This is a genomic window from Selenomonas sp. ND2010 (assembly GCF_000702005.1).
In the GTDB taxonomy this organism is placed as follows: Bacteria; Bacillota; Negativicutes; order Selenomonadales; family Selenomonadaceae; genus Selenomonas_A.
In genome coordinates this window covers 133,504-148,712 of the sequence record NZ_KL370847.1, presented here as the reverse complement: position 1 = coordinate 148,712, position 15,209 = coordinate 133,504, and the positions used below count along the sequence as shown (strand labels likewise).

Genomic DNA, 15,209 nt, shown 5'->3' with positions numbered 1-15,209 from the left:
GTTCCACCTTTACTTTATCGCAAATCACTGCTGGCTTATTCGTTTCTGCCACAACAGTTCTTATACTTCTTGCCACTGCCACAAGGACATGGATCATTGCGGCCAACTTTCTGACCGTCGTTTGTCACCGGCTTTTTCTTTGCGCCGGCAGCACTGACTTCATCGCCATGGGAAGCCTGCGCATTCTGCAGATGGTCGGAAAGCTGGGAACGCTGCTGCTCGATAGTCTTCTCGAGCTTCTGTTTCTGCGTCTCGTTAGCAGCGGGGGCCTCGCCCTCCGGCTGTGTTTCCATTGCCTGCTGCTGTTCCGGCGTGATGATGCTTACATGATACATCATCGAAGCGATCTGATCCTGAATTGCAGCTTCCATCTCCTCAAACATGTCAAGGGCTTCGATTTTATACTCGACAAGCGGGTTGCGCTGACCATAGGCCCGGAGGTTGATACCCTCACGCAGCATGTCCATATGGTCGAGGTGCTCCATCCATTTGTTATCTACGACGCGAAGCATAACGACTTTCTCGAGTTCGCGCATATTCTCTTCGCCAAAAAGGAGCTCGCGCTGATGATAGCCGTCTTCGGCAACTTTCTCCAGCTCTTCCTTGAGATCATCACGACTCATAGCAGCAAGTTCTTCCTTCTTGAGTCGTCCTGCCGGAGCGTAAATCTTCTCGGCATCCTCGATGAGTCCATCGAGCTGCCACTCCTCCGGATACAGCTGCTCATTGGCATACTGATTCATCTCGTCTTTGATGATATGCTTGACCATTCCCATGATGTTCTCGCGCAGGTTATCCCCCGTGAGAATCTTGCGGCGTTCACCATACATGACTTCACGCTGCTGATTCATGACATCATCGTACTCGAGGACATGTTTACGAATGTCGAAGTTACGCGCCTCCACCTTCTTCTGGGCATGTTCGATGGAGTTGGTGATGAGCTTATGCTCGATTGGCTCATCTTCCTCCATACCGAGCTTGTCCATCATGCCCGAGATGCGATCCGAAGCGAAAAGACGCAACAAGTCATCTTCGAGCGACAGGAAGAAGCGGGACTCACCCGGATCACCCTGACGGCCCGAACGGCCGCGCAGCTGATTATCGATGCGACGGGACTCATGGCGCTCTGTACCAACGATGAAGAGACCACCGAGCTCGGCTACCCCTTCACCCAGTTTGATATCCGTACCACGGCCTGCCATGTTGGTAGCGATGGTAACCGCGCCACGCTGGCCAGCATCGGCAATGATTTCCGCCTCTTTCTCATGGAACTTCGCATTGAGAACATTGTGCGGAATGCCGCGTTTATGGAGTACCGCACTGAGTTCCTCAGACTGCGTGATAGACGTCGTACCGATAAGCACCGGCTGACCCTTCTTATGCAGCTGTTCCACCAATTTACCAACGGCTTTGTACTTCGCCTTTTTCGTCTTGTAGATGAGATCCGGATGATCGATACGCTGTACCGGCCGGTTGGTCGGTACTACGATAACCGGCAGATTGTAAATCTTCAGGAACTCGTCTTCCTCGGTCTTAGCCGTACCAGTCATACCGCCCAGCTTGTCATACATGCGGAAGTAGTTCTGGAACGTAATCGTAGCCAGCGTCTGGGATTCACGCTGAATCTTGACGCCTTCCTTTGCCTCGATTGCCTGATGCAAACCATCGGAGTAACGGCGGCCTTCCATGAGGCGTCCCGTAAACTCATCGACGATGATGACCTCATCCCCACGAACGACATAGTCGCGGTCGCGCTTCATCAGTGCCTTCGCGCGAAGTGCTGCCGTGAAGCAGTGGGAAAGCTCGATATTTTCCGGTGCATACAGATTATTGATGCCAAGGATTTTCTCGATTTTCGGAACCACACTATCGGCTGGAGCAACGGTCTTCTGCTTCTCATCGACCGTATAATCCGTCCCCTCTTTGAGTCCGGCTACCGCTCTGGCCATAACCGCGTACATATCCGTGGATTTTGCACCAGGGCCGGAAATGATAAGCGGCGTACGTGCCTCATCGATCAGGATCGAGTCAACCTCATCGACGATGGCGAAGTTGAGCTCACGCTGAACCATCTGGTCTGGGTAGATAACCATGTTATCACGCAGGTAATCGAAACCAAACTCGTTATTCGTACCAAACGTAACATCACAGCCATATGCATATTTGCGCTCTGGGAAATCCATATCATGAACGACAAGACCAACCGTAAGGCCAAGATAACGGTAGAGCTTGCCCATCTCTTCGCTGTCGCGACGAGCCAGGTAGTCATTGACCGTAATCATGTGAACGCCCTTGCCAGCCAACGCGTTGAGGTAAACCGGCAGCGTTGCGACAAGAGTCTTACCTTCACCGGTACGCATCTCGGCAATTTTGCCTTCATGCAGGCACATACCACCGATGAGCTGAACATCGAAGTGACGCATGCCCAACACGCGGCGCGATGCCTCGCGTACGACCGCGAAAGCCTCCGGCAGGAGATCATCCATCGTTTCCCCAGCCGCCAGACGCTCTCTGAACTTATTCGTATAGCCAGTCAGCTTATCATCCGTCAGATTCTGCATCTGCGGCTCGAGTGCGTTGATTTTCTCGACGACCTCGCGATAACGGGCTATCTCTTTATCGTTATTGTCACCTAAGAATCTTTTGAGAAATCCCAGCAAACAAAATCACTCCACTTCATTAATAGTCTTACCTTACAATATTAACAAACTGCTTGCTATAAGTCAATTAATGCAAGATTATTATCCAACTCTTTTCCTATATATAATAAGGAAAGGCATCAAAAAAGACCTTCCCCGCAGGGAAGGTCCGAATTTTCCATGTTAGTTTCCGGATTCGATCAGGCCATAATTGCCATCCGTACGCTTGTAGACGACGTTGACTTCTTCCGTCTCAGAATCACGGAACACGAAGAAGTTGTGGTTCAGAAGATTCATCTGCATAACAGCTTCCTGAACATCCATCGGTTTTACGATGAATCGTTTCGTCTTCACGACCTTGTACTCCTCATCCTCCTGTTTTTCCGGGATAACCGAAGACTGCAACGCCTCAGCCTTAAATCCGCCACCACGGAATCGACGAGCCAGTTTCGTTTTCTGTTTGTGAATCTGACGCTCCAGTTTTTCTACGACCAGATCAATTGACGTGTACATGTCCATCGTGGCTTCCTCGCCGCGAAGCAGGATTCCGCCCTGGACCGGCACCGTAACCTCCACAATATGGCGGCCTTTGGATACCGTGAGAAGCACCGAAATGTCACCGACATTTTCAAAGTACTTCGTGACTTTGCCAACGCGTTTCTCTACGTACTCACGCAGGGAAGGAGTGATTTCAATGTTCTTGCCTCTTACAGTGAATGTTGCCATAAGACACATCCCCTTTCTTATGATGGACCACGGCTTTTGCCATGGCTCTAATCGTATTAACCTGCCTTTCAGAAGGTTTATACTCATAGTATTCGCCACAATAACCATAATCCCTTCTTTTCCTGCTAAGAAAAATCTGAAATTTCTATGAAAGAATTCACCGTTCCCATCAATCCATCAAAAAATCCCAGTTCTGCGAACTGGGATTCATCGTCAATTATTAGGCAGTCTTTACGACATTCGAAGCCTGCGGGCCACGTGCACCTTCCACGATATCAAACTCTACCGCCTGACCTTCGCTGAGTGTCTTAAACCCTTCGTCCTGAATTGCCGAAAAATGTACAAATACATCATCGCCGTCTTCACGAGCAATGAAGCCATAGCCTTTTTCTGCACTAAACCATTTAACTTTGCCAACCATTGAGATTCCTCCTAAGTAGAAACTACCTTTTCCACATTTATCCTGTGGTCACTATCAATTATAATTGTTAGTAATTAAACTGTCAATATTTCTTATATCTATCAGGAGGCTTTTGAACGATATTTTGTCTTTATACAGTGTACAAATAAAAATCAAAGTACCTTCGATAAAAACATTTTTGTGCGTTCCTGCTGAGGATTTTCGAATACCTCTTTCGGATCGCCCTGCTCAATGATGCGTCCTTCATCGACAAACAACAGGCGATCGCCAACTTCACGGGCAAACCCCATTTCATGGGTGACGATAACCATCGTCATCCCAGCTTTCGCTAGCTTACGCATGACATCCAGTACCTCGCCTACCATTTCCGGATCAAGCGCCGAGGTCGGTTCGTCAAATAGCATGACCTTTGGCTTCATCGCCAGCGCCCGTGCAATCGCTACACGCTGCTGCTGACCGCCGGAAAGCTGCGTCGGATAATTGTCTGCTTTATCTGCCACTCCGACGCGGGCTAAAAGTTCTCTAGCTTCCTTCTCGGCTGCCTCACGCGAAACCTTCCGCACCTTCATCGGCGCCAGCATGATGTTTTCCAGGACCGTCATATGCGGGAACAGATTAAAGCGCTGGAAAACCATGCCAACTTCTTCGCGGACCTTGTTGATATTGGCTTCCCCATCCAGCAGGATGCCATCCACAGTGACCTTTCCCTTGGTGGGAACTTCCAAATAGTTCATGCAACGCAGAAGCGTACTCTTACCTGAGCCAGAAGGCCCGATGATGACAACGACTTCTTTTTCTTTGACATTAAGGTCAACGCCCTTCAAAACATGGACATCACCATACGATTTATACAGGTTCTCAATGTTTATCATCAGTCTTGAACCTCCATTCCAGATAAGCGACAAAACGGGAAATCGACAGCGTCATGATCAAATAGATAATGGCAACGCACGTCCAAATCTCCACCGAAGCATACGTCTTAGCAATGATCAGCTGTCCGCGACGAGTGAGCTCCTCAAAGCCGATAACCGAAACCAGAGAAGAATCCTTGAGCAACGCGATAAACTCATTGCCGAGCTGCGGAATAACACGTTTGAATGCCTGGGGGATGATGATATACCGCATCGTTTGTACCCAAGTCATGCCCAGCGAACGGCCAGCCTCCATCTGCCCCTTATCAATCGACTGAATTCCCGAACGGAAAATCTCAGCAACATAAGCACCAGAATTCAACCCACACGCGCTGATTGCGGCCACATACGGATCACTGCGCTGACCGGTCAAAAGCGGCAACGCAAAATAAACGAGAAAAATCTGAATCAAAAGCGGTGTGCCGCGGAAAAAATCCACATAAATTGCCGCGAGGATACGGAATACGCGAATACGGACCAGACGGGCAATCCCCATGAATAACCCAATGATGATACCGACAGCCACCGAAAGTGCCGTAATCTTAATCGTAATCCCTGCGCCCAACAACAGGAGGGGGAACGAATCCTGCACCAGCTGGAAATTAAAATCCATAATTCTTCACCTAATTCCTCTAAATCATCTATTACTTAATAAATATTCAACCAACTGTAAACCTATAAACCTATTATATTTCAATGTCCTCCGCCTGTCAACATCGAGGTTATTTGTCTTTTGAGCAAAAAAAATCATCGGTGAAATTTATCACCGATGATTTTTTATACATTTTTTATGATTATTTTTTCTCGCCAAACCATTTTGCGAAAATCTTATCGTATTCGCCATTCTCTTTGAGTTTCTTCAGAGCTGCATTGATTTTCTCCTGCAGTTCTTTGTTATCTTTGCCGATAGCGATACCATAATCCTCAGCCGTCAGTCTCTCCTCGAGAGCTTTGACGCCCTGTGCGCCGTTCTTCGTGATGAAATAATCGTTGACCGGACGGTCATTTACAACAGCATCAACACCGCCTGCTTTGAGTTCCATGAAGCAGTCAGCCGGCGTATTGAGGACTTTGACCTCGACGCCTTCAATCTTCTTGACTTCTGCCTCGCTGGTCGTGCCAATCTGAACCGCAACCTTCTTGCCCTTGAGATCGGCGAATTTCGTGATTGCCTTCTCATCATTGCGGACAACCATCGTCAAACCGGACTGATAATACGGATCCGAGAAGAGTACATTCTGTTTGCGCTCGTCATTAATCGTCATACCAGAGATGATGACATCGATGTTCTTGCCCTGCAAAGCCGGAATCAAACCATCGAAGCCCAGATTCTGAATCTCCACTTCATAACCCATCTCTTTGGCGATTGCACGGATCAGATCCATATCGAATCCCTGATACTCTTTCTGGCTCTCATCCTGGAACTCGAACGGAGCAAAATCGATAGAAGAACCAACCTTGAGCACCTTCGCTTCCGAGCTGCTGCTCGATGACGTATTGCTGCTGCCACCGCAGCCAGCCAGTGCAAATACCGCAAATGCGCAGACAGCGATACCTGCCAGTACCTTTTTCATTTTCATGAAAATCCCTACTTTCTCAAATTATTATACGTTACACTGAAACAAATAAAGCCCGAGCGTTTCGCTCGGGCTCCATTGCTCACGCACATTTATTATTATAGCACACACTGAGCAAACTTCAAGAGATTACTCTCTTTCCGCTCTTTTTTTGTTGAAGCAGTCACGGCAATATACCGGACGATCATTTTTCGGCTCAAACGGAACTTCCGTCTCCTTGCCGCATTCTGCACAAGTTACCTTGAACATCTGGCGCTGCTCGCCACCTTCACGAGTGCGGCGACGCTTGTCACGGCAGTCACGGCAACGTGCCGGTTCGTTCTCGAAACCCTTCTCAGCGTAGAATTCCTGCTCACCAGCAGTGAACGTGAACTCTTTACCACAGTCTTTGCATACGAGTGTCTTGTCTTCGAAAGCCATAAGATAATCCCCTTACTAGAAAAAATAAAATAAACTAAGATGTCCCCACTTCTCAAAGTGTTATAAAACGCTAAGAATCAAGAACGTCCCATACGTTATTATACTTGACTACTGTCAAAAATGCAAGTTTTTTTGTTATAGTTTAATTTGTGCAAAAATTCTTCCATATCTGACGATAGCCATTTTGCAGCTCATTCATGTATTTTTTACTATCCATGAGCGGCGATTTGAGTAAATTAGCCCGCAAACCAGAATGATATGCTCCCACCAATTCCGGCGATTTCCCCAGCTGAACGGCCCGGCGCACATAGTTCAAATCATTTTCCACAACGAGCTCCCGCACGCCAGCATTCGTGAGGATTGACGCACCAAACCGGGATCCGTGGCTGCGTCCGCGCAGGCTTACCACCGGTACCCCCATATAAAGCGCCTCGCAAGTTGTGAGGCCACCATTGTAGGGCATCGCATCCAGCGCAATATCGATATCCCGATACTGTTCCAGATAATCGGGACTGTACGGGCGAAGTTCAATCCGCGCCATATTTACCCCCAGGCGGGCCAACCGTTCCCTCACAATAGCCTGTCCAGAGGGAATGCTGCAGATTTTCCCCTTGATGACCAAGCGGGAATCCGCCACCTGATCCAAAATACTGCGCCACATGAGCAATGTCTCATCCGTCACCTTGGCAAAGTTATTAAAGCTGCCAAAGGTGACATACCCATTGCGCAAACACGGTGCCTCAGTGCCCGCTGCTGGTATCTCCCGGGCAAATCCCGGACGATAGCAAAGATGGGAACTCGGAAGACGCAGGATCTTCTCCGTAAAGCCTTCCGCGGTAACCTCCCCGGTAGGCAGACATACCTCATCGGACAGGAAGTAATCCACAGTCGACAACCCTGTCGTATTCATGTAGCCAATCCCAGCCAGCTGGACAGGCGCCGGCCGAAAAGCCATAATCGGCAGGCAACTCCCCTGGGTATGCCCGGATAAATCCATCAGGATATCAATCTGGTCTTCAGCTATGAGCCGGGCCGCAGTCCGCGGGCTGCGGCCTCTGAGGTCACGCCAGTGGACATGGCAGGCCCGTATCTTCTTCGTGACGTGGTCGGAACGCCCTGTCGAGTAACAGTAAACCGAAAAATGCTCGCCATCATACTCTTTTAGCAGCGGTTCCAAAAAAGATGCCACCGCATGCTCGCGAAAATCTGGTGACAAATAACCGATACGAAGCTTTTTTTCCGGCAGTTTCTTCACATCCTCATGAAGATATGGCGTAATCGAAAGCATCGGCTCATACGCTTCTGCAGCTCCACGGCTCTCATAGATCGACTGCTCCCGATAATTGCGCATAAAGAGGTACTTACTGTACATCTCTGCCTTCTCCAGCGGGTCCTCACAGATTTCACTACGAGCCAAAAGCTCATCAGCCGCTTTATCCGGCCTGGCTGCCAAATACTCAGCATCTGCCAGCCAGCCACGAGTTTTCTTTAGGATATGTGTCAATACCCCAAAGTATGCATCATCTGGTTCCAGTGCATCTCGCTTGTGCTGTACTTCCGCAATAATCTCCTGAAGCAGTGGAATTTCCTCATCCAAACGGAACTCCACAGCAGCCAAACCAGCTTTTACCATGCGTCCCCGCAAATGCCTTGGCTTCTTGGCTAGGATTTCCTCCACCAGTGCCTGCGCTTCCTCGCGTTCACCGGAATACAGGGCGGCCTCAGCCATGACAGCTGCACCGTCCATACTATCCGCATCCATATCCCACAACTCTTTTGCACAGGCGCGCATCCCCTTCGGGTCGCCCTCTGCTGCAAACTTGTCTGCCAAGCTAAGCCAATTCAAAGCATCGTGATCCATTCCAAAAGAACTCCTAATTTGTCTCATAGTTTCGCATATTTTCCTATATTCTACAAAGTTGATTAATTTCCTGCTTCTCTTTACAAAAAAAGCCCTTCCAATTAGGAAAGGCCTTCTCTTACACTTCCGGATTCAATTCCCCACCGTATTCTTTTACAAAGATCTTCTGATATCCTTTATACTCCTTCGCCAGTGGTTTTTCCTTCGGACAATGGATACACCAGAAATCTTTTTCTTGATTGGGAACCACAACTTTGAGCCCACGCCGCTGCATCTCCTTGCAAAGCGACGTATCATAGAGATGGAATCCCGTAAACAAATCCTCGCGCCACGGAATGTCATACTGCGTCGCGATAAAGAGACCATCGACAGCCTCCACCTCTTGGCAGTTTCCCTCCGGCTCTCGGCAATGCGAATCCACGACACTCTCGGGTTCGCAGGCGTGAAGCACGCGGCCATACGTCCGCAAACCGTCCCACCAGACACCGCTTCGCGGCAAACTGCGGCAGCCAATCACACCGACTGCTCCTACGTTTTCCTCGACAAAAAGCTGGCGCAAATCCGCCACCAGATTCTTATTGACCACCAACGTATCCTGATGCAGGTAGACCTTGTATTTTGCATCGGACTGATTCATGCCGCTGTTGTATCCCGCACACATCGACGCCGCCCCCCGCACAGGAATAAATTCAGCCGTCATTCCTGCCGGGATCTTGAGACTCTCCAAATAAAGGCGGCATTCGCTGTACCATTCCTCACTATTGACGCAGGTAATGAAGGCTACCTTTGTGTCGTCCAAATCTTTTTTTATCGTCAAATCCATCCTCAACCCTCACTTCATTCCCTGCAGCTCCTGCTCGATTTTATCAATCCACCGAAGCTCATCATGCGAAGTAGCATTTTCGCGCGTGCATTCGAGCATCGCCAAAATCTCATCGAGCTCCCGACGCGAATACTTCATCAACCGCCGATAAAACGATTCCGGATGGAACACCGCCTGACGGATAAAGTTCGCCACATAGTCAGCAAACAACGCCGACTGTTCGTAAAACGCCCAGAACAAGCGGCACTGATTTTCCGCATCCACATCATACTCAATACGATGCAGATAATCCGAAAGCTCCTTGCGCTGCTCTTTCGTATACATCGACTTCAAAAGTGCCATCTCCGGCATGGAACGTTCCGCCCTTACCAGCCAAAACTCCGTCTCCAAATCCTCATGGATGTTTTCAAAACCAGCAGCCACCAGCCGCTCCACAATATCATCCTCAGCCCGGCGAAGCTGCGGCCGCACGCGGACATTTTTATAATAAGACGCATAAAGCAGCCGTTCAAAATCCGTTTTGGCATAGAGCCTGGTTACCAGATGGTAAAAATGCCCCTCCATCATCTCCTCAAGCACGGACCAATGACGGATATTGCGAAAGCTTGTCAAAAAAGCCCCTGTCTGTTTCAGATACATCGAAAATCCAGCCGCAATATCCTGCGGATTCGCCACGGCCTCGAGCGTCAAATCCGAAATGATGTAATCGAAATACTCGCGCTCAAACGGCAGTCGCTCCGACAGATAGTCCAACACACAAAAATCCACCTGACAATCCTGGTACGGTTCGATTGCTTCCTCTTCTGCCGCTACCGCAAAAATCTCTGCCTGCGGAAACATCTGCCGAAGCTCCGGCAGATAATAAAGGCTCTCCACCACCAAAATCCGATACGGCACACCACTTGCCTGCAAAAATCCCAAAAGTTCCGGCTTTATCTCTTCGGCCATTACATTCCTCCATCTGTCTGTGCCAACATTGCTACAGCTTTTACGATATCCTCTGGTTTTACCTGTTTGATGCAATGACTGTATCTTTCTTTGCAGCCACCATAATTCAATTCCTTCGCACAATCACCCATTTGCTCATCCGGGCAGCAGATTACATAATTCGTCTGCCAAGGCGCAAATCTTTGATTCTCACTGAGCACGCCCGCTAAACTGCCACAAAAATCATCCGCTTCCCGCGAAACCATGACAACGGGCAAACCAGCTGCCGCCGCCATATGCATGACGCCAGTATCATTGCCGATATACATATCGCAAAACGACAAGACTGCCGCCGTCTCGAGAACCGATGTCTGCCCAGCCAGGTTACAGGTAAGCGCCTCCGGCAATAGTGCCTGCAGACTTTGGGCCTCTTCCTGCTCTTTCGTTCCACCCAGCAGGACAAAATATACCTCCCACCTCCGGCCAATCTCCCGAAGTGCCTCTGCATATTTTTCTACAGGATATTTGCGGCTATCCTGGCCAGCCCCCAAACCGATTGCCATCATAAAACGGCCAGACTGACGCCCCTCCTGCAACAAGCATTCTGCCCTACGCACATCGGCCTCACTATACCAGATTTCCATGCGTTCGTCTGCCACATCCATTTCCAGCAGCCGCAGCAAATACAGCATCCGCTCTGCCTCATGGATGATATCTGCTGGAATGACATACGAATCCGTCATCAAAGCCGATTCCATCCGAGTGTCTTTCACTGGATATCCATATACAGTATCGACATTACAGCTATATCCCACACGCCTTTTAGAACCACTCAGATATGCCGCCAGTTGGGATGCTGTCTTATCGTCGCCCCATTGCGGGCAGATGCTGATGGCATAGCGCTCAGACCAGAAGTTCTCTGCACAAAGCTGCAAAAGCTCAGCAAAGAATCTTTTCTTGTCGATGTAGAACAACAGCTTATCAAGAACCAATATCCGATTGACATAGGGACACTTCTGCACCAACGGATAGATTGCGGGACTGACCAAAAGCGTGATATACGCCGCCGGATGATTGCGCCGTACCTCCCGAACAAAAGCTGTCGTAAGGACCATATCCCCCATCGCATCCAGCCGTATCAGCAGGATATGCTGCTGACCCTTGCTGTGTTCGTCACGGAAGCCCTGCCTAGCAAACACCGGCTCGAAAGCCTGGACAAGACCTTGCCAATCCCACTTGGCAAAATCTGCCCCTTGCGCATATTTCTCTGCCACCTGCACCAAAGTCTCCATCCGGTTCACCCCCTGGCAAACTATTACTTTATTCTTCAGCTGCTTCTCTCTTCACCGCTGACAATGCCGTCTCGATGACTTTATCCATGTCGTAGTATTTATACATTGCCAACCTGCCGCCAAGAATCAGCTTATCCTCCTTCGCCGCCAGTTCGGCATATTTTTCATAAAGCTGCTGATTCCGTTCGTCATTGACCGGATAATAGGCCTCTTCGCCTGGCTTCCACTCCTGCGGATACTCGCGGGTCACATAGGTTACCGGCTGCGTGCCGAACTCAAAGTGCTTGTGCTCGATAATGCGGGTATACGGAACTTCCGCCGCCGTATAGTTCATGACCGCCACACCTTGATGATTTTCCTGTTCCAGCCGCTCCGTCTCAAACTTCAGGCCGCGATACTCCAGCCGCCCGAGCTGATAGGCAAAATATTCATCCAAGGCTCCTGTATAGACCACCTTGCGAGCCACGCCTTCATACTCCCCTCGGGATGCATTATAGTCGACGCCAGTCCTTACCTCGATGCCCTCCAGCAATCCCGCGATGATCTTATTATAGCCACCGATAGGGATTCCCTGATACAGTGCATTGAAATAGTTATTGTCATAAGTATAGCGCACGGGCAGCCGCTTGATGATGAAGGCTGGCAGCTCGGTACACTTGCGGCCCCACTGCTTCTCCGTATATCCCTGGATCAGCTTCTCATAGATATCACGGCCCACCAGCGAGATGGCCTGCTCCTCGAGATTCCGCGGCTCACCCTCTATCTCAGCCCGCTGCGCGGCAATCTTTGCCGCTGCCTCAGCCGGCGTCGTCACGCCCCACATGGCATGGAACGTATTCATATTGAAGGGCAGATTGTAAAGTTCCCCACGGAAATTAGCCACCGGCGAATTCACATACTGATTGAAGTCCGCAAACTGGTTCACATACTGCCATACTTCTTTGTTATTCGTATGGAAGATATGTGCGCCGTATACATGCACATTGATGCCATCCCGCTCCTCGCAGCGGATATTGCCGCCCACGGCCTCACGCTTCTCTAGCACCAGGCACTTCTTGCCCCGCTTCGTCATTTCATGCGCAAACACCGCACCAAACAGACCCGAGCCTACAATCAAATAATCAAATCCATCCTGTCGCATCATGTTCTACTCCCGACTCCTTATCTATCCTATGATTTCAGACCGATTCTTCTCTGTTCTCCTAGTACATAATCCGGCCGAGCTGGATCATTCGCCTGATCCAATTCACGTGGAAGGATCACTGCCGCCTCCATATCCACCGAATACAGCTGCTTATTCACCAGCGTAAGCTCCAAAGTATCTGGTATCACCTGTCCTGCCACCGTGAGTGCAAAACCGCAATTGTTCCCATGCACATGCACCAGATAATGGGTCTGGTTCAGTTTGTGCAACACGCTTAAGATCTGCGCCCGCTTTTGGTCGGTATGCGCTTTGATCAAATCATGTATCTCTAACACAATTTGGTCGAACTGAGTCAATAGCAAAGGATTTACTTGCTCCAAGCCGCCCCATTCTGCGCCCTCCACATCCATCTTCAATAACATATGCTCCTCCTGCATATGTTGGTTTTTCCATAGGAACCAATCCAGGAAGTGCAGCGGCGACTCATCCCCCGCCTTATCGGCCAGCCCTTTCTTGAACCAATGGAATTCCTTCCGCTCATACGGCAAGGCGTTAATTGTGTGGTCATACATATAAACATCATAGCCACGATTAGCTATATCTTCATCCCAGGAAACATCCGTATTGATTCCAAAGGAATAGGCAACTTTCCCGTGAAAATCATCCAACATCAAATAACCGCCATCATATTCCCGGCCGATACGGCAGAACGACTTTCCCAGCGGATTCACTATCGGCAGCTCTTGCCAAAGCAATCGATAGAAATCTACCGATGCATCTAAATCGATTTCAACAGGAACCGATATAAATCCCCCTTCAACGCCCGATACGCTGACATATCTGTTTCCCGAAAAATGAATGTTCATAAGCTGCCTCCTTATGCCTCATAACACCTTTTTTCATGAAGCCGCCAATACAAGGCTTCCAGTGCCCGCATATACACATCGCCATCCATAAGCGGCGACGCCTGCATCATCCGACGAAGATTTGCCCGCAGCAATGAGAGCAATTCCGAGTCGCCTGCAATCTTCACGGCAATGTCCACATAGCCTTCCGCATCCTCAGCCACCAGTTCCTGCAAGCCCAAGTTTGCTAGGAAACTATAGCCGAATCTTGCCCCATGGCGATTGCCCTTGAGCGTCACCACTGGTACGCCCATATACAGAGCCTCACAAGTCGTAAGACCGCCTGGATACGGACTGGTATCCAAAGCGATATCCATATCATTATATTGTTCGAGATAATCCTTCGATAATCCTCTAAACTCGATGCGCTCCATCGGCATCCCGAGCCGCTCAAAACGCTGCCGTGTATAGGAAATTCCCTCCTCAATCCCCAGAAGCGAGTGTTTAAGCAGCAAACGCGAATCCGGCACACGCTGCAGGATTTCCTTCCAAACCAATAGCATGCCATCATTGACCTTGGCGAAATTATTGAAGCAGCCAAAGGTCACATAACCGTTTTTAAGGCATGGCAGACTTCCCACTGCAGGGAATCTGCTAAAAGGCTGATAGCAGAAATGGCTATGTGGCAGTCGCAAAAGTTTTTCGGTAAAGTATGGCGAAGATTCCTCCGGAGAACAATAAACATCCGATAAAAAGCCCTGCATCTGCTGCATCCCCGTGCTATTGAAATAGCCAATGCCAGAAATCTGCACCGGCGCCGGCTGGAAAGCGAAAATCGGCAAAGCATTCTCAGCCGAATGCCCCGCCAAATCCACCAACACATCGATTTCATCGGCACGTATCTGCTGCGCAATCTCTGATAGCGAGCAATCCGAAACATCCCGCCAGACATCACAGCCCTGCCGCAAGGCATTTGTCACTCCGTCTGGCCGCCTCACCAGTGAGTACCCATAAACGCTAAACCGTGCCGCATCGTAGTGGCAAAACAATGGCCGCACAAACTGTGCCACCGCATGATCCCGCAAATCAGCCGACAAATACCCCACACGTATCTTCTTATGCTGCCAGCCTGCCGCCGGATACGGCTCTATCGCCAAATCTGCTAACAACTTACGATACAGCGCATATAGCGACTGCATGTATTCCGCAGTAACACCATCGATGGCATTGGCCGAAAATAGCGCATTACTGCACTCCACGAGCTTCTGCTCCTTATCCGGCTCAAGCTCCACAGATTTTTTAAACGCTTCTACCGAAAGCTCGCTCTCCCCAAGCCGCCGCAACACCGAGCCCAACATACTCCAGGCATCAGCCAAAAGTTTTGCCTCACCTGAATCCGCAAAACGTTCCAGCAGCTCCTCCAGCACCTTGACTTCTGACACATACTTCTGCTGGTCGCGCAGGATATACGCCATAAGCAGCATCCCACGCAAAGATTTCATGCTACTTTGCTGCCAAAACTCATCCAGCAACTTTTCCGCCTCAATCAAACGCCTTTGTTTCCATAAGCGGAACGCATTCCGATAAGCCTCGATTAACCGCTGACGCCCATTTTCCATATCC

Annotated in this window: 14 protein-coding genes; all 14 read right to left on the bottom strand. The window is 49.6% G+C overall.

What is annotated here, in order from left to right; translation table 11 throughout:
* Positions 1-35 precede the first annotated feature (35 nt).
* The gene (gene secA, locus T504_RS0112685) at positions 36-2,660 is read right to left on the bottom strand and encodes a preprotein translocase subunit SecA (protein ID WP_033171391.1); all 2,625 of its coding nucleotides are present in this window, start codon (positions 2,658-2,660) and stop codon (positions 36-38) included.
* Positions 2,661-2,822: 162 nt separating this feature from the next.
* Positions 2,823-3,365 carry a ribosome hibernation-promoting factor, HPF/YfiA family gene (gene hpf / locus T504_RS0112680; RefSeq protein WP_033171390.1) on the bottom strand — a complete coding sequence of 181 codons (543 nt, stop codon included), beginning with the start codon at positions 3,363-3,365 and terminating at the stop codon, positions 2,823-2,825.
* Between the two features lie 220 nt (positions 3,366-3,585).
* Entirely contained in the window at positions 3,586-3,786 is a 201-nt protein-coding gene (locus tag T504_RS0112675) for a cold shock domain-containing protein (protein WP_033171389.1), read from the bottom strand.
* Between the two features lie 152 nt (positions 3,787-3,938).
* Complete coding sequence (locus T504_RS0112670; RefSeq protein ID WP_033171388.1) at positions 3,939-4,658, bottom strand: amino acid ABC transporter ATP-binding protein; 720 nt, start codon at positions 4,656-4,658, stop codon at positions 3,939-3,941.
* On the bottom strand, positions 4,645-5,310 hold the full coding sequence (locus tag T504_RS0112665) for an amino acid ABC transporter permease (protein WP_033171387.1): 666 nt from the start codon (positions 5,308-5,310) through the stop codon (positions 4,645-4,647). The genes T504_RS0112670 and T504_RS0112665 overlap by 14 nt, the downstream gene beginning before the upstream one ends.
* A 181-nt stretch (positions 5,311-5,491) precedes the next feature.
* Positions 5,492-6,277 (bottom strand): basic amino acid ABC transporter substrate-binding protein, encoded by a 786-nt coding sequence (locus T504_RS0112660; RefSeq protein ID WP_033171386.1) that lies wholly within the window; start codon positions 6,275-6,277, stop codon positions 5,492-5,494.
* A 126-nt stretch (positions 6,278-6,403) separates the two neighbouring features.
* On the bottom strand, positions 6,404-6,694 hold the full coding sequence (locus T504_RS0112655) for a zinc-ribbon domain containing protein (RefSeq protein WP_033171385.1): 291 nt from the start codon (positions 6,692-6,694) through the stop codon (positions 6,404-6,406).
* A 142-nt stretch (positions 6,695-6,836) separates the two neighbouring features.
* A complete protein-coding gene (locus tag T504_RS0112650) occupies positions 6,837-8,555 on the bottom strand; it encodes an O-linked N-acetylglucosamine transferase, SPINDLY family protein (protein WP_033171384.1) in 1,719 nt (572 codons plus the stop codon).
* 118 nt (positions 8,556-8,673) lie between these two features.
* Entirely contained in the window at positions 8,674-9,378 is a 705-nt protein-coding gene (locus T504_RS0112645; protein WP_197018724.1) for a glycosyltransferase family protein, read from the bottom strand.
* A gap of 9 nt (positions 9,379-9,387) precedes the next feature.
* The gene (locus tag T504_RS0112640) at positions 9,388-10,326 is read right to left on the bottom strand and encodes a methyltransferase domain-containing protein (protein ID WP_033171382.1); all 939 of its coding nucleotides are present in this window, start codon (positions 10,324-10,326) and stop codon (positions 9,388-9,390) included.
* On the bottom strand, positions 10,326-11,597 hold the full coding sequence (locus tag T504_RS0112635; RefSeq protein WP_033171381.1) for a glycosyltransferase family 9 protein: 1,272 nt from the start codon (positions 11,595-11,597) through the stop codon (positions 10,326-10,328). Before T504_RS0112635 ends, T504_RS0112640 begins: the two co-directional genes overlap by 1 nt.
* A gap of 28 nt (positions 11,598-11,625) precedes the next feature.
* Positions 11,626-12,741 (bottom strand): UDP-galactopyranose mutase, encoded by a 1,116-nt coding sequence (glf, locus tag T504_RS0112630; RefSeq protein WP_197018723.1) that lies wholly within the window; start codon positions 12,739-12,741, stop codon positions 11,626-11,628.
* A 26-nt stretch (positions 12,742-12,767) separates the two neighbouring features.
* Complete coding sequence (locus tag T504_RS14060; protein ID WP_051635393.1) at positions 12,768-13,607, bottom strand: class I SAM-dependent methyltransferase; 840 nt, start codon at positions 13,605-13,607, stop codon at positions 12,768-12,770.
* Between the two features lie 11 nt (positions 13,608-13,618).
* Positions 13,619-15,205, bottom strand: a complete 1,587-nt coding sequence (locus tag T504_RS0112620; RefSeq protein ID WP_051635392.1) for an O-linked N-acetylglucosamine transferase, SPINDLY family protein — start codon at positions 15,203-15,205, stop codon at positions 13,619-13,621.
* Positions 15,206-15,209 lie beyond the last annotated feature (4 nt).

Excerpts from the sequence above, each read along its gene's own strand:
- T504_RS0112645 (WP_197018724.1), bottom strand. The coding sequence starts at position 9,378 with ATGGATTTGACGATAAAAAAAGATTTGGACGACACAAAGGTAGCCTTC.
- T504_RS0112660 (WP_033171386.1), bottom strand. The coding sequence starts at position 6,277 with ATGAAAATGAAAAAGGTACTGGCAGGTATCGCTGTCTGCGCATTTGCG.
- T504_RS0112655 (WP_033171385.1), bottom strand. The coding sequence starts at position 6,694 with ATGGCTTTCGAAGACAAGACACTCGTATGCAAAGACTGTGGTAAAGAG.
- glf (WP_197018723.1), bottom strand. The coding sequence starts at position 12,741 with ATGATGCGACAGGATGGATTTGATTATTTGATTGTAGGCTCGGGTCTG.
- T504_RS0112635 (WP_033171381.1), bottom strand. The coding sequence starts at position 11,597 with ATGGAGACTTTGGTGCAGGTGGCAGAGAAATATGCGCAAGGGGCAGAT.
- T504_RS0112665 (WP_033171387.1), bottom strand. The coding sequence starts at position 5,310 with ATGGATTTTAATTTCCAGCTGGTGCAGGATTCGTTCCCCCTCCTGTTG.
- hpf (WP_033171390.1), bottom strand. The coding sequence starts at position 3,365 with ATGGCAACATTCACTGTAAGAGGCAAGAACATTGAAATCACTCCTTCC.
- T504_RS0112620 (WP_051635392.1), bottom strand. The coding sequence starts at position 15,205 with ATGGAAAATGGGCGTCAGCGGTTAATCGAGGCTTATCGGAATGCGTTC.
- T504_RS0112675 (WP_033171389.1), bottom strand. The coding sequence starts at position 3,786 with ATGGTTGGCAAAGTTAAATGGTTTAGTGCAGAAAAAGGCTATGGCTTC.
- T504_RS0112650 (WP_033171384.1), bottom strand. The coding sequence starts at position 8,555 with ATGGATCACGATGCTTTGAATTGGCTTAGCTTGGCAGACAAGTTTGCA.
- T504_RS14060 (WP_051635393.1), bottom strand. The coding sequence starts at position 13,607 with ATGAACATTCATTTTTCGGGAAACAGATATGTCAGCGTATCGGGCGTT.
- T504_RS0112670 (WP_033171388.1), bottom strand. The coding sequence starts at position 4,658 with ATGATAAACATTGAGAACCTGTATAAATCGTATGGTGATGTCCATGTT.
- T504_RS0112640 (WP_033171382.1), bottom strand. The coding sequence starts at position 10,326 with ATGGCCGAAGAGATAAAGCCGGAACTTTTGGGATTTTTGCAGGCAAGT.